Origin of the sequence: [Clostridium] symbiosum, assembly GCA_036419695.1 — a bacterium.
Classification (GTDB): Bacteria; Bacillota; Clostridia; order Lachnospirales; family Lachnospiraceae; genus Otoolea; species Otoolea symbiosa_A.
The window spans coordinates 4,349,831-4,368,666 of record CP143946.1; the positions used below are offsets into that span (position 1 = coordinate 4,349,831).

General features: G+C 47.0%; 15 protein-coding genes. 1 reads left to right on the forward strand and 14 read right to left on the reverse strand.

The annotated features are described in order from the left end of the window. Positions 1-6 precede the first annotated feature (6 nt). From tig to V3C10_19570, 6 genes are all read right to left on the reverse strand, one after another. A complete protein-coding gene (gene tig, locus V3C10_19545; protein WVP61471.1) occupies positions 7-1,119 on the reverse strand; it encodes a trigger factor in 1,113 nt (370 codons plus the stop codon). A gap of 170 nt (positions 1,120-1,289) precedes the next feature. Further along, complete coding sequence (locus V3C10_19550) at positions 1,290-2,702, reverse strand: aminopeptidase (protein WVP61472.1); 1,413 nt, start codon at positions 2,700-2,702, stop codon at positions 1,290-1,292. A gap of 58 nt (positions 2,703-2,760) precedes the next feature. Next, the gene (dtd, locus tag V3C10_19555) at positions 2,761-3,225 is read right to left on the reverse strand and encodes a D-aminoacyl-tRNA deacylase (protein WVP61473.1); all 465 of its coding nucleotides are present in this window, start codon (positions 3,223-3,225) and stop codon (positions 2,761-2,763) included. Positions 3,226-3,241: 16 nt separating this feature from the next. Further along, a complete protein-coding gene (locus tag V3C10_19560) occupies positions 3,242-5,059 on the reverse strand; it encodes a glycerophosphodiester phosphodiesterase (GenBank protein ID WVP61474.1) in 1,818 nt (605 codons plus the stop codon). 55 nt (positions 5,060-5,114) lie between these two features. Next, complete coding sequence (locus V3C10_19565; GenBank protein ID WVP64673.1) at positions 5,115-5,771, reverse strand: GTP pyrophosphokinase family protein; 657 nt, start codon at positions 5,769-5,771, stop codon at positions 5,115-5,117. A gap of 74 nt (positions 5,772-5,845) precedes the next feature. Further along, positions 5,846-6,850 (reverse strand): S1 RNA-binding domain-containing protein, encoded by a 1,005-nt coding sequence (locus V3C10_19570; GenBank protein WVP61475.1) that lies wholly within the window; start codon positions 6,848-6,850, stop codon positions 5,846-5,848. A gap of 286 nt (positions 6,851-7,136) precedes the next feature. On the opposite strand from V3C10_19570, the gene V3C10_19575 reads away from it, so the two are divergent. Further along, the gene (locus V3C10_19575; protein ID WVP61476.1) at positions 7,137-7,871 is read left to right on the forward strand and encodes a phosphatase; all 735 of its coding nucleotides are present in this window, start codon (positions 7,137-7,139) and stop codon (positions 7,869-7,871) included. Here V3C10_19575 and V3C10_19580 read toward each other — a convergent pair. From V3C10_19580 to V3C10_19615, 8 genes are all read right to left on the reverse strand, one after another. Further along, positions 7,861-8,373, reverse strand: coding sequence for a hypothetical protein (locus tag V3C10_19580; protein ID WVP61477.1), 513 nt, complete (start codon positions 8,371-8,373; stop codon positions 7,861-7,863). The genes V3C10_19575 and V3C10_19580 overlap by 11 nt on opposite strands. A 266-nt stretch (positions 8,374-8,639) precedes the next feature. Then, positions 8,640-10,589 carry a TRAP transporter permease gene (locus tag V3C10_19585; protein ID WVP61478.1) on the reverse strand — a complete coding sequence of 650 codons (1,950 nt, stop codon included), beginning with the start codon at positions 10,587-10,589 and terminating at the stop codon, positions 8,640-8,642. Between the two features lie 121 nt (positions 10,590-10,710). After that, positions 10,711-11,790, reverse strand: coding sequence for a TAXI family TRAP transporter solute-binding subunit (locus tag V3C10_19590; protein ID WVP61479.1), 1,080 nt, complete (start codon positions 11,788-11,790; stop codon positions 10,711-10,713). A gap of 345 nt (positions 11,791-12,135) precedes the next feature. After that, on the reverse strand, positions 12,136-13,080 hold the full coding sequence (locus tag V3C10_19595) for a D-2-hydroxyacid dehydrogenase (GenBank protein ID WVP61480.1): 945 nt from the start codon (positions 13,078-13,080) through the stop codon (positions 12,136-12,138). A gap of 224 nt (positions 13,081-13,304) precedes the next feature. Continuing rightward, positions 13,305-14,657 (reverse strand): NADP-specific glutamate dehydrogenase, encoded by a 1,353-nt coding sequence (gdhA, locus tag V3C10_19600; protein WVP61481.1) that lies wholly within the window; start codon positions 14,655-14,657, stop codon positions 13,305-13,307. 354 nt (positions 14,658-15,011) lie between these two features. Next, positions 15,012-16,199, reverse strand: a complete 1,188-nt coding sequence (gene gltS / locus V3C10_19605) for a sodium/glutamate symporter (protein ID WVP61482.1) — start codon at positions 16,197-16,199, stop codon at positions 15,012-15,014. Between the two features lie 150 nt (positions 16,200-16,349). Continuing rightward, complete coding sequence (locus V3C10_19610) at positions 16,350-17,195, reverse strand: DNA-binding domain-containing protein (protein ID WVP61483.1); 846 nt, start codon at positions 17,193-17,195, stop codon at positions 16,350-16,352. Between the two features lie 3 nt (positions 17,196-17,198). Further along, positions 17,199-18,500, reverse strand: a complete 1,302-nt coding sequence (locus V3C10_19615) for a sensor histidine kinase (GenBank protein ID WVP61484.1) — start codon at positions 18,498-18,500, stop codon at positions 17,199-17,201. Positions 18,501-18,836 lie beyond the last annotated feature (336 nt).

The following is an 18,836-nucleotide window of genomic DNA, read 5'->3' on the forward strand; positions in this document are numbered from 1 at the left end:
ATACTTTTATGACGCCGGAACCTCTTTTGCGTCAGCGACTGTGATAACCGCATTCTCCACCAGGAAATCAAGTGTCTTCTGCATCAGAGCCGTATCATCGACGATCTCCTTATCAGCAGTCTCCAGAAAGCTTTCCAGATCGTCGTATCCGTACTGTTTTGCCAGAGCTTCCCTGTCCTCGTCCGAGATCGTAATGTTCTCTTTGGATGCAATCTCCTTTAACAGCATCTCCTGCTTTGTCATATCCTTTGCAATCGCCTTAAGCTCACTCTTTAATCCGTCTTCATCCATTCCCATCAGCCCTGCATATGTAGCAAGATCCATCCCGTACATCGCCGCCTGGTTTGTATAGTACTGAACCTGGTTGTCAAAGTTTGTATTCACTTCATCCGTAGCGCAGACAATCTCGGAATTGTCGATAGCTGCGTTAAGGATATCGGTATTTCTCTGATTGTCAATCTGAGCCTGCTTATTCTCCAGGATAAATTCCTTCATATTCTTCTTCAGGTTCTCAACGGTTCCATCCTCCGGTGAAATTTCGGTAACAAACTCATCCGTAAGCTCCGGTACCGTCTTCTCCTGCACATTATTGACGGTTACTTCAAATACCACTTCCTTGCCTGCCAGATCCGTATTTCTGTAATCTGCCGGGAAAGTCAGGTTCAGGGATACATTATCTCCCTTTTTCGCCCCCACAAGGCCGGACTCAAACCCGTCAATAAAGCTGTTGGAACCGAGAATTAAATCGTATCCTTCCGCACTTCCGCCGTCAAAAGCCACTCCGTCTTTTGTTCCCTTGTAATCAATATTGACCTGATCGCCAAGCTTTGCCTCGCGATCCACTTCCACATACTTGGCGCTGGAATTCAAAAGCTGCTGAATCTGTGCATCCACTTCCTCGTCCGTCACCGCCGGCTCTGTCACCGTAACCGGAATTCCTTTATAGTCCCCAAGGGTAATGCTTCCCTCTGCCACATACTCTTCCGTCTCCGTCTCAGCGGCAGTGCTCTCCGCCTCTGAAGCCGTAGTGCCTGTCGCACTCTTCTGTCCTGAACATCCTGTTGCAAAAAGCATCAGGGCCGCTGCGCCGCAAAGTCCTACTGTTAAAAATTTTCTCATTAAAAAACCTCATCTTTTCTTATTTTATTCAACTGCAATACGACGGCAGATCCGAGCTGCAGATCCGTTGCCGTGCACTCCGTGTCCGGCTGCACGCCCCCGTCTAACGCATTCTGGAGCCGATGCGTATAACAGACATAATACCACAAACGGCCCCAGAAAAAAAGATCCTATTTATAAAATGCGCAGAACGCCTTATATGTATTGTAGATATCCAGCTTGGAAGCCAGCTCGAACGGAGAATGCATGGAAAGAATCGGAACGCCCAGATCCACTACGTCCACGTCCATACCCGCCACGTACAGGGCAACGGTTCCGCCGCCTCCCACATCCACGGCCCCCAGCTCACCAATCTGCCAGTATACTCCCTCTCTGTCCATAATTTCCACAACCTTCGCCATTGTCTCTGCGCTGGCGTCACTGCTTCCGCCCTTTCCCCTTGAACCGGTATACTTGGTCAGGACACAGCCCTTGTTGATAAAGCAGGCGTTTCTCTCCTCGTAAACCTGTGAAAATGTCGGGTCATAAGCCGCATTGACATCGGATGACAGGCAGATGGAATTTCTTAAAATTTCTCTGCAGTCAACGCCGGAAATCTCTGCCAGATCTTCAATATAATGGAGTACAAAATCGGAATCCAGGCCCGTATTGCCTACGGAACCTATCTCTTCCTTATCGGCCAGCACCGTAACCGTCGTGTACTCCGGATTCTTTGCAGCGAGTTCGGCCGTAAGGGCTGTGAAAGCGCACACGCGGTCATCCTGTCCGTACGCTCCCACCAGGCTCCTGTCGAGTCCCACGTCCACTGCCTTGAAGGCAGGAACAATCTCGATCTCCGCGCGGATGAAATCCTTCTCAGTCATACCATACTTCTCATTCAGAATAGAAAGGGCCAGAAGTTTCACAGGCTCCTTAATCTCCTCATCCTCGACAAACGGAAGGGAGCCAATTACCACATTCAATTCTTCCCCCTTAATTCCGTCCTTTAATTTTCTCTCATTCTGATCGGCCGCAAGATGGGGGAGCAGATCGGTCACGCAGAAGACGGGATCGCCCGCATTCTCACCAATGCTGATGTTTACAACCTCCCCATCCTTTCTGACTACCACGCCGTGCATGGCAAGGGGAATTGCCGCCCACTGATATTTACGGATTCCTCCGTAATAATGTGTTTTAAAATAGGCCAGCTCCGTCTTCTCATACATTGGATTCGGCTTTAAATCAAGGCGTGGGGAATCAATATGCGCCACGTTCAGGCGGACGCCCTCCTCCAGCTTTTTCTGCCCGAAAGTAGTCATTATCAGAGATTTCTTTCTGTTGACGTAATATACCTTCTCTCCGGCCTGATATGCTTTGCCTTTTTCAAAAAGAGTATAGCCTGCTTCACTCAGCCGTTTCACCGCCTCCGCCACAAACTCGCGCTCTGTTTTTGCACAGTTTAAAAATTCCTTATATCCTTCACAGTAAGCAAATGCCTCTTCCTTTTGGGAAGGCGCCTCCTGTGCAATATTCGGAAACTTCCATGTAAGTTCTTTCTGAAGTTCTTTTGCTCTTTCGCCCGCTGTCTTTTCTGCCTGTTCCATTTCCTTTCTTTCCTCCTTCTTCTGTATCGGTTTTACCATGACTTCTTCCATATATATGTCATCCCTTTTTCTTCTTTACCATCATATCACTGTCGAGGACAATCGTAAATGGCCCGTCGTTTAAAAGTTCTACCTGCATATAAGCTCCGAACTCGCCGTGCTCCACTTTATCCACGTACTTCCGGCACCGTTCCACCACATGTTCATAAAGGCGGTTGGCCAGCTCCGGCGCCCCCGCCTTGAAAAAGCTGGGACGGTTCCCTTCGCTGCAGTCCGCATACAGGGTAAACTGGCTCACAACCAGGATCTGTCCGCCCACATCGGACAAAGACAGATTCGTCTTCCCATTTTCATCCTTAAAAATACGCAGTTTACATAATTTATCAACCATCTTGTCGGCAATCTCTTCCGTGTCCGTATCCGAGACTCCCAAAAGCACCAGAAAGCCGTCTTCTATGGCTCCCAGCACCTTTCCTTCCACCGATACGCTTGCCTTTGACACTCTCTGAAGCACAATTCTCATCTTCAGTTCCTCCTGTTTATTTTAACATCTCCCTGATTCTCGCAAGGAGATTTTCCGTCGCCTTCTCTCCGTACAGGACTTCCCGGGCCATCAGGGGGTTATCCGTAATCACGTTATCCGCCCCCAGAATCTTCATCCGCTCCATCTCACTCCTTCGGTTCACCGTCCATACATGGACTTCTTTACCGCTTTCATGGGCATCGTCAATCAGCTTCTGATTGACGGAGCTTGACAGCATACTGATAAAGTCTATCGCCTCATCCCTGTAGTAATTCCCATAGGCCGCCGATACGATATATCCCGTGTAAATATCCGGCGCCGCCTCTTTCACTCTTTTCAAATAACCGTAGCTGGTGGACGTCACAACGCACTGTTCTGTCCATCCCGCCTGCTCAATAAGCTTGGCAACCTTCTCCGGAAGGCCGGAGGTGGCTCCCATATACTTGATTTCAATATTCAGCTTTAAATGGCCTCTTGCGAATTCCAGGACCTCTTCCAGCGTTGGGATTGTCGTTCCCGCATACTCGGTTGAAAATCCCGTTCCCACGTCAATCTCCTTTAACTCCTCCCAGGTCATTGACTTAACCGTCCTGTCAATTCCCGCCATGCGTTTCAGGGTACTGTCATGAAACAGGACTATCACTCCGTCCTTCGTCTCCTGGACGTCAATCTCCGCATAGTCCGCCAGCTCGTCAACCGCAGCCTGCAGGGCCGGTATCGTATTTTCCGGCGCCGTCCGGGAGCTGCCTCTGTGCGCCGTAATCTGGACCTCATAGAGCAGATCTTCATCCAGGAAGCTGCCGTTTCTCGACACGTCAAACGCCGTCGCCATACTGACCGCAGTCACAACGGCCAGAAGCCCCAGGACGTTTCTCCGGTTCAGCCACCGCTCCCTGCCGTGCCTGTCGATATCGAAGTCCCACCGTTTCTTCTTCCTGTCTTTTCTGTCATATTGGAAATACAGTACGGTCAGGGCGCCGTAGTTTACCACCACCGACACGATACTGGCAATAAAAATGATTGCCAGCTCGATTTTATCCCTGGCCGCCAGCAGCAGCGCCAGTTCGACTCTCCGGTCCATGAAGCGGACTGCAAATACCGCCACGATGACAACTGAAAACAGGTACATAAGGATGCCCGTCGCGACAACCGCCAGATTGCAGGCCGTCAGAATAAACGAAGTCCTTACATACCTTCCCCTCAAAAGCTCTTTGCTCCGCTCCAGGCTGTCCCTGAATGTCCTCTGCTCCACCAGACAGCCAAAGCAGATAAACGCGGTCGGAATCGAGAAAAGGATACAGGCCGCCAGGAAAAACACAATCAGGAGCCTGCCCCAGTTTTCTCCCATCAGGCCGGGCAGGATAAATTTAAGCGGCTTTAAATGGCACAGCAGCCTGTAAATAAAAAATATATTGGTCAGGATATAATGGACGGCAACAATCAGAAAAAGTTTCCAGTTCTTCCGCCTTATCTCATGGGCCGTCTTCGCAAGCCCGCCCAGAAAGACAGAGTACACGTTCATTTTCCTTGAATATGCCGCCGCCTGGAATGCCGTTGTCAGGCTTCCGATCTCTATCATGAGTCCAGTCATAATTACCGCCGCGATCAGAAGAACGACGGGTATTGTGACCGGTTTCAGCAGGAATGCCTGCAAATTGCTCACCGTCACATAGCTGTAACCCGCCGCCTTCAGGGAAAGGCGCACCAGCGCCCCGGTAATCTGCAACAGAAGAGGAAGAGTCAAAAGACGGAACGCCAGCTCAAACAGAAAAATATTTCCGTTGTTAATGCTCAAAATCTGCTTCGTGTCCTCAAATTCCCGTCTTATTTTCATCTTCCCCGTACTTCTTTCTGTATTCTGTCCCGTTCTTTTCAGAACGCTCTTATCCTTACTTCTCTTTCTCTGCGGCGGCCGCGGCCAGAAGCTCCGCCTGTGCCTCCGCAGCTGTCTCTGCTTCCATCTCGTCCTGGTTGATCTTCATAATCTCCTCATTCAGAGAGAACATCTTGGCATCCAGCATATCGACCATATCAGCGCAGGCTTTTAACTCCTCCTCCAGATAATCCGGGGCGTGCCCTTCAAATTTGTAGTAAATTTTGTGTTCCAGGCTCGCCCAGAAATCCATGGCAACCGTCCGGATCTGAATCTCCACCTTTGTCTCCACCGGCCCCTCACTCAGGTAAATCGGGATGGTGACTACCAGGTGATAGCTTTTATACCCGTTGGGCTTGGGATTCTTTATATAGTCCTTGATGTAGAGAACCGTAATATCCGACTGTCTGGCCAGCATATCGGCAATCAGGTAGATATCGGAAGTAAAAGAACAGATAATCCGGATGCCTGCAATATCGCTCAGAAAATCAATCATATTCGGAATCGTCACATCCCGGCCATCATGCTTTAACTTCTTTACAATGCTCTCCGGTGTCTTCAGCCTGGATTTTACGTGCTCGATGGGATTATAGTTATAAATATGGATAAATTCATTATTTAAAATTTCGATCTTTGTATTAATCGCTTTTAAAGCCGAATTATACAAAAACATGACCGTCTTCCACTGGTCAAGCTGATCATATGATTTGGGAATGTTCAATGTTTTCCCTCTCCTTTAAGTCACTGTTAAAATTTGAGGTTCTTAAACAGCTCTCCCAGTCCCGTGGTAGCCTCACCCGACTCATGGTAATTGAATACCTCTTCATCCGGCGCCTCACCCAGCTCCACTGCCTTCATACTGAGGCTGATTTTATTGTCGGCTGTTGATATAATTTTTACCGTTACGGTCTGGCCCTCTTTCAGCACTGCGCCGGGATGTGAAATCCTCTTGCTGCTGATCTGGGAAATATGCACAAGACCGGACAGTCCGTTCTCAAGGCTGATAAATGCCCCGTATGGCTTAATACTGTCAACGGTGCCTTCCATGATTGCGCCGACTTCGCATTTGGCAATTTTTTTCTTCTTCTCTTCCTGGAGCTTTTCTCTGGCAGCTTCTCTTCCGGACAGAACCAGCTTGTTATGCTCTTCATCGGCCGTGATAACGGTAACATCCACCATTCTGCCGTTCCATTCTTCCAGGTTCTCCACATAAGCGGCATCCAGACGGGAAGCCGGGATAAATCCTCTCATTCCCTCGATCTGGGCTACGGCTCCGCCGTTTACAATCTCCGTGATCTTTACCGGAACGATGGTGCGCTCTTCCAGCATGGCCCTCAGTCTGTCCCATGCCATCTTGTCATTTGCTTCTTTTCTGGAGAGTACAATGTTGCCTTCGCCGTCGTCCGTCTTGATGACGGTAGCAGTAATTTCTTCGCCTACATGGATTTCTTCTTTCATGTTAAAATCGGGATCATTGCTCATATTCTCTTTCTCGATGATTCCCTCGGCATAATATTTCAGATCGAGAAGCACCTCGGTATCGGTTACCCCGATTACGGTTCCGGTTAATATATCACCCTCCCGCACCTTTTGAAAAGAAGCTTCCAGTTCCGCCGCATAATCATCCATCGTTTCCTGGCTCTGCTCTTCTTCGATCGCTTCCGCTACATTCTCACGGTCTTCGAGTATTTCTTCGGTGCCCTTCTGTTCTTTTTCTTCCATCTCTGCCCCATATATCATTTCATCAGTCATAATTTTTCCTCCTTTTGTGTGCTGGTCTACTCTCCTTAGTCTATTTAACCATATCCCACCTCATATTTCTATAGTTTTCTGACAAAAAGTATGATATATTTTTATTTAGATGTTACAGTTCACTCCGTGCACAGTAACACGTTCCGCGTTGCACATAAACGGCAACAGCGCCGTTTCAGGAACTTAGCGATTTCATATTTGGAATTCATGAAACACACATGGTTTCAAGGCGATAGCCAGAACTTGATACATTTAGAAATTATATTTTAGAAATGAGGCTTTGTAAATGAATGACATTCTTGACCTGCACACTCACACAATTGCAAGCGGCCATGCATACAATACCCTGTACGAGATGGTCAAAGCTGCGGCCGATAACGGAATGGAACTTTTTGGCTCCTCCGATCACGGACCGGCCCTTCCCGGAAGCTGCCATGAAATGTACTTCTGTAATTTCAAGTCCATCCCTAATGAGCTTTACGGGATAAAACTGATTATGGGCTGCGAGCTGAATATCCTGGACTATAAGGGCACCCTGGATTTGAAGGAATGGCTTTTAAAACGCATCGATTACGGCATTGCCAGCATTCATGATCTCTGTTACAAAATCGGTACCAGGGAAGAAAATACGGCCGCCACGATAGGCGCCATGAAGAACCCTTTTGTCCAGATTATCGGTCATCCCGATAATGCCAATATTCCCCTCGACTACACGGAGCTTGTAAAAGGAGCGAAGGAGCACCACGTTCTTCTGGAAGTAAATAACAGCTCCCTGAAACCGGGTTCCCCACGGCCGGGAGCAAAGGAGAATTACCACATCATGCTGGAGCTCTGCCGCAGGCACAATGTGTCCATTATCGTGAACAGTGATTCCCACTGTGCCTCGGACGCCGGACGCCACGATTATGCGGCAGAACTTCTGAAAGAGATGGATTTCCCCGAGGAGCTTGTTGTTAACACATCCTTAAAGAAGCTTGCAGAGTATCTCCCCTGCATGAAGTCCTTTCAGGTTAATAATTAATTCCAACAATTCCAACGCGGTTGTCAGAGCCAGGCCCAATCGTAATATTGGGCTTTCCTGACGGATCGCCGACTACAAGTCCGGCCTTCACGACATTCAGGGAGTCTATGTCAGCCCCTTTTACCGCTTCAATTAACTCGTCGGTGAAAACTTCATCCGGGTTCAGATCCATAAATTCTTCTTCACTGTCCACCGTCACCCCGTCTCCTACCCCCACATAGCAGGGATAAACGACCGCTGCCTTTAACTTCTCCAAATCCCGTTCCCCGATGATATTCTGAACGCCTTTGGCCAGAGCTTTATACTCTGTCTCCAGCATCTTTTTTTCTTCTTCTGCCGACAGAGTTGTATCTTCCACGTGTTTCGTTTCCTCTGCTGTTGTCTCTGCAGTCTGCGCTTCTGTTGTTTGAACTGTTTCTGTTGTACTGTTTCCAATACCGCCGCATCCGCCAAGTCCCATCACCGAAGCCAGCACAACTGCTGCAATCAATTTTTTCTTCATAATCTGCCTCCTGCATACCCAGGATTTTTCCTGAGTCATTTTGCGATAATAGCACGGTTTGAAACACCTGTCAATTATTTTACCAAATATTATCATAAGGCCACTTTTCTATAATACAAAAGTACCCGACCGGACAGGATACGCTCCCGCCGGGCAGGTACTGTGATTGAGTGGCAATGAAAAGTTCGCGAACCATGCTTTTCGTTGCTTACGATACTATGTATTACAGTGAAACATTCGTATCTTTCAGTGGTTTCATAGGCCTGTTATGCAGATACAGCTTTTTTAGAACTCATATACTGCCAGAATGTTGTTCCAATTACCAGAACAAGCCCCACCATATCAGTCATGGCGCCTGGATCCATCATGCAGAGGCCTCCGGCAATCAGGAGCACCCGGAATACCGGATTTAACTTTCCGAACAGGAATCCGTTCAATGCTGATGCAATGCCGAAAATACCAAGCAGGGATGTCACACAAATCTGAATAACCTGGACCACATTCGTATTGATGAATAACATCGCCGGGTTAAAGGCCAGAATATAAGGCACAATGAAGGCCGCAATCGCCAGACGGGTCGCGTTGAAGGCCGTCTTCATCGGCGGGGCCTTTGCTATGGCCGAACCGGCGTACGCCGCCAAGGCAACCGGTGGTGTAATATCCGCCACAATACCAAAGTAAAATACAAAGAAATGCGCGGATACCAGATTGATGCCGATTTCCGGCGAAATCAGGATCGGTGCGCAGATCGCAGCCATGATACTATAGTTTGCCGTTGTTGGAACGCCCATGCCGAGTACAATACAGCAAAGCATAGTCAGGAAAAGGGCTATAATCGGTTTACCCTGAGATACCGTAACAATGGCCGTAATCAGTTTGGATGCCAGACCGGTTGATGTGATGCAGCCAGCAACGAGACCCGCCATTGCACAGGCTACAGCCACTGTGATTGTGCCTTTTCCTCCGGCTTCCAGGGCATCGATAATCTTAGTAAAATTGATCCTGTTATCTTTATTAATGAGACCTACACCGATTGCGATAAAAATAGCAACGGATGCTGAAAACTGCATAGTATAGGTATTGGTGGACACCAAGGCCACCAGCACTACCAGCGGAGCCAGCAGATAGATTTTCTTAATCAGGACTCTCATTTTTGGCAGTTCTTCTTTTGGAATGCCCCTAAGGCCAAGCTTCTGGGCCTCCAGATGTACTGCAATATAGATTCCGGCAAAATAAAGAATTGCTGGCAGGATTGCCTTCACTGCTACTGTAGCGTAGGGCACTCCCATATACTCTGCCATCAGGAAAGCGGCTGCTCCCATAATAGGGGGCATAATCTGGCCTCCGGTGGAAGAAGCGGCCTCTACGGCTCCCGCAAACTCCGGTTTATAGCCGCATCTCTTCATCATCGGTATTGTAACCGAACCTGTTGTCACCGTGTTGCCGACTGAGGAGCCGGACACCATGCCGCAAAGAGCCGAGGAGATAACCGCCACCTTGGCAGGTCCGCCGGCCGAGGAACCGCACAGGCTGTTCGCCAGGTCAATAAAGAAATTTGATATTCCGGTCCGTTCCAAAAATGCTCCGAAGATAATAAACACCACTATATACTTAGCGCAGACATTAATCGGAGTATTCATAACACCGGTTGTCGTGTAAAAGAGATCATAAATCACCTTTCCGAAACGGACGGTTGCAAACGTGTATACCAGCAGTGCGCCGACAACACACAGAATCGGTATTCCAACGCAGCGGCGGCAGAGTTCCATCAGCGCCAATACGGCCACGATTGCGATTACCACCATCACAGGATCCCTTGTAACGCGGGTTGCCAGCTTGATAATCTGCTGTGCATGGAGAGCAAAATAGAAAAATGGCGCTGAACCTGCCACCATGAGAACAACATCATACCACGGCATATAGTTAACCCGGGTAACTCCCTTTTTAATCGGATAGTTCAGATAGCCAAGAATCAAAATCATCCCGAGGAAGGTAGTCAGTCGAACCTCCGGAAGCGCTGTACTGAACAGTGTCACGTAGATACAGTAGATAGAGAAAAGCACTGACAGCCAGCGTATGACAATTAGCGGCTTTCCCTCCCATATACGGACGTTGGACTCCCTGTCATACTTTTTCATGACTGCTTCCACGTCGGCTGCTGTTCCTACATCAATATCCTGTACCGGAACAGGCTCTTTCTTGTTCTCATCTTTCATGTTCTCGTTCTCCCCTTTCTCTTTCATGCCCAGTCATCACAATAAAATGAGTTATACCGTTTATAAAAGCTGCGGCAGGCTCACGCCCACCGCAGCTGCCATTCACTCAGAAAGATCATTATCACTTTGTGGGAACTTCAATTCCTTTTTCAGCGAAGTATTTTGCTGCGCCCGGATGATAAGGAACTGCAGTAACGGAAGATGCAAAGTCAAGGCTCAGTTCAGCACCCTTTGCATGGGCTGCCGTGATTCCTTCGAGGTTTTCAAAAATACCATAGAGGAAATTATAAACATCTGCTTCAGATACATCGTCACGTGCGATTACAACTGCACCTACTGCTACTGTTGTGATGTCGCCGTCTGTGCCATATGCGGAAGCCGGGATTACATTCTTGCTATAGTATGGAGATGACTCGAGCAGAATGCTCATATGTTCATCATCCAGACCAACCAGATAAACCTTCTTGGTTGCTGCCAGAGATGTGATGGCTGTAGTAGGTGCTCCTGCAACTACAAACGCCGCGTCGATCTTGCCATCCTGAAGAGCCTCTGCACTGTCGCCAAATGACTGATATGTAGGTTTAATATCTTTCTCGATATCCATTCCGTAAGCACCGAGTACATCTACTGCGTTGTAATATACACCGGAGCCTGCTGCACCGACGGAAACATTCTTACCTGCCAAATCTGCAACGGACTTGATATTCGGATCCAGAGTAACGATCTGAACCTGCTCCATATACAGAGCTGCAACTGTGGAGAAGTTCTCTACCTTGCCGTATTCTTCAAAAAGATTGGTGCCGTTATATGCATATGCCATAACGTCGGACTGTACAAATCCGAGCTGGGCGTCACCGGCATCCATAGCCTCGATATTAGCCTGAGAACCACCGGAGGTGATTGCGGTAACCTTCGTGCTGGTGCTCTCGCCTATCTTACCGGCTAAAACGCCGCCAAAACCATAATAGGTACCCTGATCTCCGCCTGTCGTGAAGTTAAGGCTGGTGCCGCCTTCCATTCCTCCTTTGACAGTACTGGCCGCTGCTGCTTCAGCTCCCTCTGTCTCAGCTTCTTTGGCTGCCTCGGTGGCTGCTTCTGGAGCAGCTGCCTGAGTGCTTTCTTTACCGCCTGAACTACAACCTGATAAAACAGTTCCCATGACCATAGCCGCAGCGAGTACAAGTGCTAATTTTTTTCTCATAGATAATTCCTCCCTTATGTGAATTATTAAACATCCTTTCTTTTTGTCTATTTTACAACAATGTGAAAGGATATCAGCTGCTTTCATTATACAGGTATTTTTAACCAATTACAATACAAAATATTATTATTTTCTATTTTTCCTTTACATTTCATAACAAATCAATAAATAAACTATAAAAAAGACTCCTTTTTTTTGTAAAAATAGAATAACTTGCATATTTATCAAAAGGATTTTTCGAAAGCTCGAAGATCATAATGATAAAAAAATGACAGGTGATAATCGAACTGTCAATTACCACCTGTCACTTATGTCAGAATTAAATTTTAATATAATAATTATGGATTACAGACTTAAAGCTTCCTTAATCTTGGAGATAATAAGGATACCGATATCTCTGGAGGCATCTACCGACTGAGCGCCGATGTGTGGAGATACGATGAAATTATCGCACTCAAACAGTGGGCTTACGAAGGAATCATTGCCTGTCAGGCCGCTGCCTGCCAGTTCGTTCTCCATAACGTCGGAAGCATATCCGCCGATTTTGCCTGCTTTAAGAGCTTCATACATATCTTTCTCATTTACAATACCGCCACGGCTCATGTTAAGAACAACTGCGTCATCTTTCATCTCAGCGATGGATTTTGCATTGAACAGATCCTTTGTCTCTGGTGTCAGCGGCACATGGATGGATACGAAGTCGGCAACTTTCAGCATCTCTTCGATTGTCATGCCTGTAGCATGCTCTTTTTCGAAATCTTCCGGTTTAAGGAATGGATCGTATGCAACAACTGTCATGCCGAATGCACGTCCCAGTTCGCCCACGCGGCGTCCGATACGGCCAAAGCCCATAACGCCCAGTGTCTTTCCGCGAAGCTCACGGCCAACGAATTTGTATTTATCCCACTCATGTTTTACTTTAACATCATAGTTTGCTGTGATAGTTCCACGGGAAATGTCAAGCATCTTGGAGAATGTCAGCTCTGCAACTGCATTAGCGTTCATGCCAGGTGCATTGAAAATCTGAATTCCTTTTTCTTTCGCATATTCTGTATCGATGTGGTTTAAACCAACGGAGCAAACGCCGATAATCTTCAAGTTCTTTGCTGCATCCAGAACTTCTTTGTCAATCTTCGGGTCAACACGCATGATCAGCACATCTACATCACCAATCTCAGCAATAAGCTGCTCTTTGGAGGATGGAAGATTATCTGCTGTTTTTACAGTCATGTACTTGCCGAGTTCTTCTGCGATACCTGCGTATACTCTGTCAATGATAAGACATTTCATAATAATTACTCCTTTCAGAATTTAAGTCTATGTTATTATACCAGCTTTTCTCCGGCCAGCAGCTAAAGCCCCCACGGGTACTTTCCACTCTGTCCTGATTTTTAACAATGGGCTGCTGCCTTAAGCCTTATGCCAATCCGGCATTCTTCTGCTTAATGCAGCAGCCCATTCATTCAGACAACCGCTATATGCAATTGTTATGTAATAACTTTTAAAACTTCAGATTACCAAGCAATACCCTGAGCCATCATAGCATCAGCGATCTTCTGGAAACCAACGATGTTAGCGCCTGCTACCAGGTTGTAGCCTAAGCCGTAACGCTCTGCTGCTGCTGCAGAACCATCATGGATATCTGTCATAATCTGATGAAGTTTGGAGTCAACTTCCTCTGCTGTCCAGGAAAGTCTCTCGCTGTTCTGGCTCATCTCAAGACCGGAAACAAGAACACCACCTGCGTTTACAGCCTTGGAAGGAGCTACTACCATGTTCTTCTGCTCCATTAAGAATCTAAGAGCTTCGTTTGTGGTAGGCATGTTAGCTACTTCGATGTAGTATTTAACGTTGTTAGCAACGATCTTCTTAGCCTGCTCTAAGTCAACGTCGTTCTGTGTAGCACATGGCATAACGATGTCAACCTTCTGGCCCCATGGTTTCTCACCTGGGAAGAACTGAACGCCGAACTTGTCTGCGTAATCCTGAACTTTGTTACGTCCGGATGCTCTCATCTCAAGCATGTAGTCGATCTTCTCTTTTGTTACAACGCCGTCTGGATCGTAGATGTATCCGTCTGGTCCGGAAAGTGTAACAGCCTTAGCGCCTAATTCAGCAAGCTTTGTAGCAGCGCCCCAAGCAACGTTACCGAAGCCTGCAAGTGCAACTGTCTTTCCTTTAAGAGTATCGTTCTCATGTTTCATAACTGCTTCTACATAGTATACGGAACCGAAACCTGTAGCTTCCGGACGAACTAAGGAACCACCGAAGGATCTTCCTTTACCTGTAAGAACGCCGTTGTAGAAACCACCAACGAGCTTACGGTACTGTCCGTACATATAACCGATTTCACGAGCGCCTACACCAAGGTCACCAGCTGGAACGTCAACGTCTGGTCCAATGTGACGATATAACTCTGTCATAAAGGACTGGCAGAATCTCATAACTTCTCTGTCGCTCTTTCCGTTCGGATCGAAGTCGGAACCACCTTTTGCACCACCCATAGGAAGTGTTGTAAGGCTGTCTTTGAATGCCTGCTCAAATCCTAAGAATTTCATAATAGAAAGGTTTACATTTGGAGCAAAACGTAAGCCGCCCTTGTACGGTCCAATGGCGCCGTTGAACTGAACGCGGTATCCTGTGTTTACATGAATCTTGTGATTGTCATCCTCCCACGGAACGCGGAACTCGATGATTCTCTCCGGAATTACCATTCTTTCAAGGAGAGCTACCTCTTCATACTCCGGATGTGCGTCTACTACCGGGCCAAGGGAAGATAAAACCTCTTCGACGGTCTGGCAGAATTCCGGCTCATCTGCGTATTTCTTTTCCACTTCCGCGATTACTCTGTCAACATACTTGCTCATTGCAATATACCTCCTGTTTGATATATGATTTTAAAAGTTTCACTACTCACAGGAACCAGATTATGTAAATCTTAAACAAAAATCCCTCACGATTCCTTTTGTTTTTGTGAAATTTTCTGTTCTGTTTTTATTATAACGCATTTCCCATTTATAAGCAAATTGAATTAGCATTATAATTGTTATTATTTTTTGTTTATATTCTCCAAAAACGGTGTTTTCTGCCACCTCGTGCAGGGCTGTTTCTCCCCGCAGGAAGAGGTGAAAAGCCTGCCCCGCAGACCCTTCACCGTCCTGTAAAAGTCAACTCTTATAAAAGAATCTTTCTATCAAAAAGTTATTAATTCTTATTCCTGATTAGTGGAAGAAGTTAATAAATGCCGTCAGGATAGAAGCGTTAAGGAAGTCGATAAATAAACTTCCTACCAGCGGCACTACCATGAATGCGGTAGGAGCCGGGCCGTACTGTCCTGTAACTGCCTGCATGTTAGCCATGGCATTCGGGGTTGCACCCATACCGAAGCCACAGAAACCTGTAGTCATAACGGCTGCGTCGTATGTTCTTCCGAGTACGTTGAATACTACGAAATAAGCGTAAAGGAACATAAGGATTGTCTGTGCCGCAAGCATTACCACTAACGGAAGAGCCAGCTCTGCCAGCTGCCACAGTTTCATATCGATCATGGCAAGGCCAAGGAAAATGGACAGACATGAACCGCCGAGCGTTCCGATTTCTTCCATTGGAATTTCTTTCTGCTGTACATCCATAATATTACGGATTACAGCGCCGACCAGCATGGCGCCTATGTAGAATGGGAACGTCATCAGCTTGCCAAGGAACATGGAAACAACCGTACCTACACCGATTGCAATAATCAGATAAAGGAATGCATCCAGGAAACGTTTGGAATCAATTGCGCCTGTTTCGTCTTTTTCAACGATTTCTTCAACCGTTGTATCAGAAGCTGCGGAACTTAATTTAAATTTATGAATTTTGTTGTATGCAATAGGTCCGCCGATTGCACAGCCTGCAACAAGGCCAAATGTTGCGGAAGCGATAGCCACTACGTTGGCATTGGCAACGCCCAGCTCTTCCAGCATCGGTCCGAAGGAACCTGCTGTTCCGTGTCCGCCTACCATCGGAATGGAACCTGTGGCAAGACCAAGTCTTGGGTCAAGACCGAATGCAGATGCGAGGCCTGCACCCAGACAGTTCTGTAATACTACCATTACTACTGCGAGCAGAAGGAATACGATTGTCTGGATTCCTCCCTTTTTCAGCATTCTGAAAGATGCCGTATAACCTACGCTACAGAAGAACGCCACCATAAATACATTCTTCAACGTCATATCTGCGGAAATTTCAACGATCCCCGCGCTTCTAACTGCAAGATGCAGAATCGCATAGATGAAACCACCAACTACAGGTGCCGGAATACAGTATCTACGGAGAACCGCAATTTTGTCGACAAGAACGCGTCCCAGAAGAAGAACGATTGCCGCAACCGCGGTTGCCTGATACATATCAAGCTCAATAACTTTCATACAACTACCTCCAATATATTATTTGTTTACGTTGAAGGCAGTATAAATCACATCTCTCAAAAAACTACAAAATAATTCAAGAATATATTCAAAAAGTTATAACACTTTTTTAACTTTGTTTATAACGTGTTTAGAAACGGTATAAATACGTTAGATTTCCCGGTCTGCCGCCAGCATCAGGCTGTCTATAAACTTCTTGATGCTCACCTTGCCGCCGTACTTTCTCTTTCCACGGATATAATCCATCTCCGCCCGGATCTCCTCAAATGGGAAAAGCGTGCTTGAATAGGCCGTAAACGTGTCGTTCATAAAGTCCTCAATCCCCAGATGCGCAAGATTGGACATGCCCACCGCTATGGCTCTTCTGATTCTCTGCTCCATATTCTTCGGGGCGTCGCTGAGTATCTCGCAGAGCTGTCCGATGCTCACCTGGGAAATCGGCCTCTTATTGCTGTGCAGATACTGGCAGATTCTCATAATGTCGTCTCCGCCCTTTTCTCCCGACATTCCAAGTCTGTTGAGAATGTACTGGACCTTTCTGCCATAACCGTCGTCCGGCTTCTTCTCCTTCGGCATGTCGGCAATCTCAGCCATGAACATCTTTTTGATATTGGACAGGGTCTTCTCGTTCTCAATCTGCTTCTCCACTTTCTGGATGACAGACTTCACTTCAATGATATTGATTGGCTTGCTGATAAAAAATTCCATTCCTGCATCATAGGCCTTACCTACAAGCTCTTTGGCGGATACCTGGGATATCATGATGCATCTAGCATTACATCCCTTTTCCTTCAGTTCTCTCACAAGCTCGACGCCGTCCTTGCCCGGCATCAGGAAATCCACAAGAATTACATCGGGCTCAAGAGCCAGGATCTCATCCACGTTGGCAGGCTCTCCCTCCGTCGTTCCACAGATTGTTCCCAGTTCATTGTCTTCAATAATATCTTCCAGAATGCTGATTACGGTTACGTCATCTTCTACAATATAAATTTCCATTTTCTACGGCTCCTCTAACATTTCAGCGGGTATCACAATACGGAATTTCGTCCCCTTGCCCGGGTTCGACTCCACATCGATACTACCTTTAAACTGCTCTTCTACTGCGTTTTTCACACCAACAAGTCCCACCCCACGGTAAATGTTACCCGTTTTTTCATCAAACTTCGTTGAATACCCCATTTTAAAAATATTCGGAAGCTGTCTTTCTGAAATACCCGGACCGTCGTCCGTCACTTCAAACAGATAGCTGTCACCTTCTTTTTTCTCCGCGATGCGGACTGTGCCGCTCCGTCCCTTTGTCTCAATGGCCTCTATGGCATTATTGACAAGATTTTTAAGCACCGCCATCAGGATATAATGCTCTTTCGTCACAAAATTCTCCTGACAGTCATATAATAGGCGCACGTCCAGCCGCTTCTCCGCCAGCATATGATATGTGGATGCCTCCAGAATCTGCAGAAGATCCTGAAAATTCATCTTCTCCTCATCGTAATCCTCATCTATTTCCTGTTCAATCCCCTGAATGATTCTGATATAATCCTTCTTAATCTCATGGACATCCCTGGCAATCTCCAAAGCCATCTGCTGCATCTCTTTCGGAAGTTCTTCCATGGTCAGGGTCTTCTCATAGAGGCGGTAAGCATTGCTCATAACCCTCTCGATTTCCTCGGTATTCTTATGCATCAGGTAGATCTCATTCTTAAGGCCCGTTGTCATAAGAAACAGCCTCTGATAACGGTTCTCATGCTCCGCTTTCTTAAGCAGGGCACGGTATTGCCGCTCCCCAATCAGCGCAACCGCGGCAAACAGGGTGCGGATAACGGCTATCATCATCAGATATTTGATGACGGACAAGGCCGGCAGCACTCCCTTCTGAAGAAGCTCCTGCAGGGAAACCTCAAAGACATTGGAACCGAAATCACAGAAAAAGATCGCAACGATCAGACGTTCCATCTGAACGATATGCTTATTCTTAATCTGGAGTTTAAAAATGAGTCCATAACAGATATAGAACAGAGCTCCGGGGAGCACCTGTATCAGGCTGGGTTCCAGCGGCATTCCCTGGAACAGCAGTATGACAAGCCGGAAAACATAGATAATACAGGCCGTCACAAAACAGATCGTCCTTGTATGAATCTGAATTCCCACCGTCATGATCAGGACGGGTAACAGAATTACCGATGTAGAAATACGAAAATTATTTACAAATACGTTCCAGTAAAGCTGAGAGGTCAGAGCTATGAGCACTCCTATCGCGAGTGTCCGCTTCCACGGTTTCATATTCATCTCCACTGTGTTCATTTGTAATGTCCTCCTAACGGCTTAAAATGATGTAAAAGCTCGGAAACTTCTCACCGTTATCAAGCAGGATGCCCGGTTCATTTGCAGTATTTACGGCTGTAATTGGACAAACCCCTGTTTTTTAGTATACTTCTTTTCAAACTGTCTGTAAAGTGATTTAGTTGGGGCGGGGACGCCTCTGTAAGATGGCGGACGGGGGAAGCGGATTGTTGGCGAGTCTTCAGTCCCGTATTTTAGGGGACCGTAAAGGGAATCCGGGAGAAAACATTCCTACGGGGACTCGCTCCCGCTTGTGGAATGCGCAGCGGATGCTAGCTTCGTGTAAGACCTCAGCAA

Bases quoted from the DNA above. Each gene is read 5' to 3' on its own strand.
- V3C10_19590 (WVP61479.1), bottom strand. From the start codon at position 11,790: ATGAGAAAAAAATTAGCACTTGTACTCGCTGCGGCTATGGTCATGGGA.
- dtd (WVP61473.1), bottom strand. From the start codon at position 3,225: ATGAGAATTGTGCTTCAGAGAGTGTCAAAGGCAAGCGTATCGGTGGAA.
- V3C10_19550 (WVP61472.1), bottom strand. From the start codon at position 2,702: ATGGAACAGGCAGAAAAGACAGCGGGCGAAAGAGCAAAAGAACTTCAG.
- V3C10_19575 (WVP61476.1), top strand. From the start codon at position 7,137: ATGAATGACATTCTTGACCTGCACACTCACACAATTGCAAGCGGCCAT.
- V3C10_19580 (WVP61477.1), bottom strand. From the start codon at position 8,373: ATGAAGAAAAAATTGATTGCAGCAGTTGTGCTGGCTTCGGTGATGGGA.
- V3C10_19585 (WVP61478.1), bottom strand. From the start codon at position 10,589: ATGAAAGATGAGAACAAGAAAGAGCCTGTTCCGGTACAGGATATTGAT.
- gdhA (WVP61481.1), bottom strand. From the start codon at position 14,657: ATGAGCAAGTATGTTGACAGAGTAATCGCGGAAGTGGAAAAGAAATAC.
- V3C10_19615 (WVP61484.1), bottom strand. From the start codon at position 18,500: ATGAACACAGTGGAGATGAATATGAAACCGTGGAAGCGGACACTCGCG.
- V3C10_19570 (WVP61475.1), bottom strand. From the start codon at position 6,850: ATGACTGATGAAATGATATATGGGGCAGAGATGGAAGAAAAAGAACAG.
- V3C10_19595 (WVP61480.1), bottom strand. From the start codon at position 13,080: ATGAAATGTCTTATCATTGACAGAGTATACGCAGGTATCGCAGAAGAA.
- tig (WVP61471.1), bottom strand. From the start codon at position 1,119: ATGAGAAAATTTTTAACAGTAGGACTTTGCGGCGCAGCGGCCCTGATG.
- V3C10_19565 (WVP64673.1), bottom strand. From the start codon at position 5,771: ATGTTTTTGTATAATTCGGCTTTAAAAGCGATTAATACAAAGATCGAA.
- gltS (WVP61482.1), bottom strand. From the start codon at position 16,199: ATGAAAGTTATTGAGCTTGATATGTATCAGGCAACCGCGGTTGCGGCA.
- V3C10_19560 (WVP61474.1), bottom strand. From the start codon at position 5,059: ATGAAAATAAGACGGGAATTTGAGGACACGAAGCAGATTTTGAGCATT.
- V3C10_19610 (WVP61483.1), bottom strand. From the start codon at position 17,195: ATGGAAATTTATATTGTAGAAGATGACGTAACCGTAATCAGCATTCTG.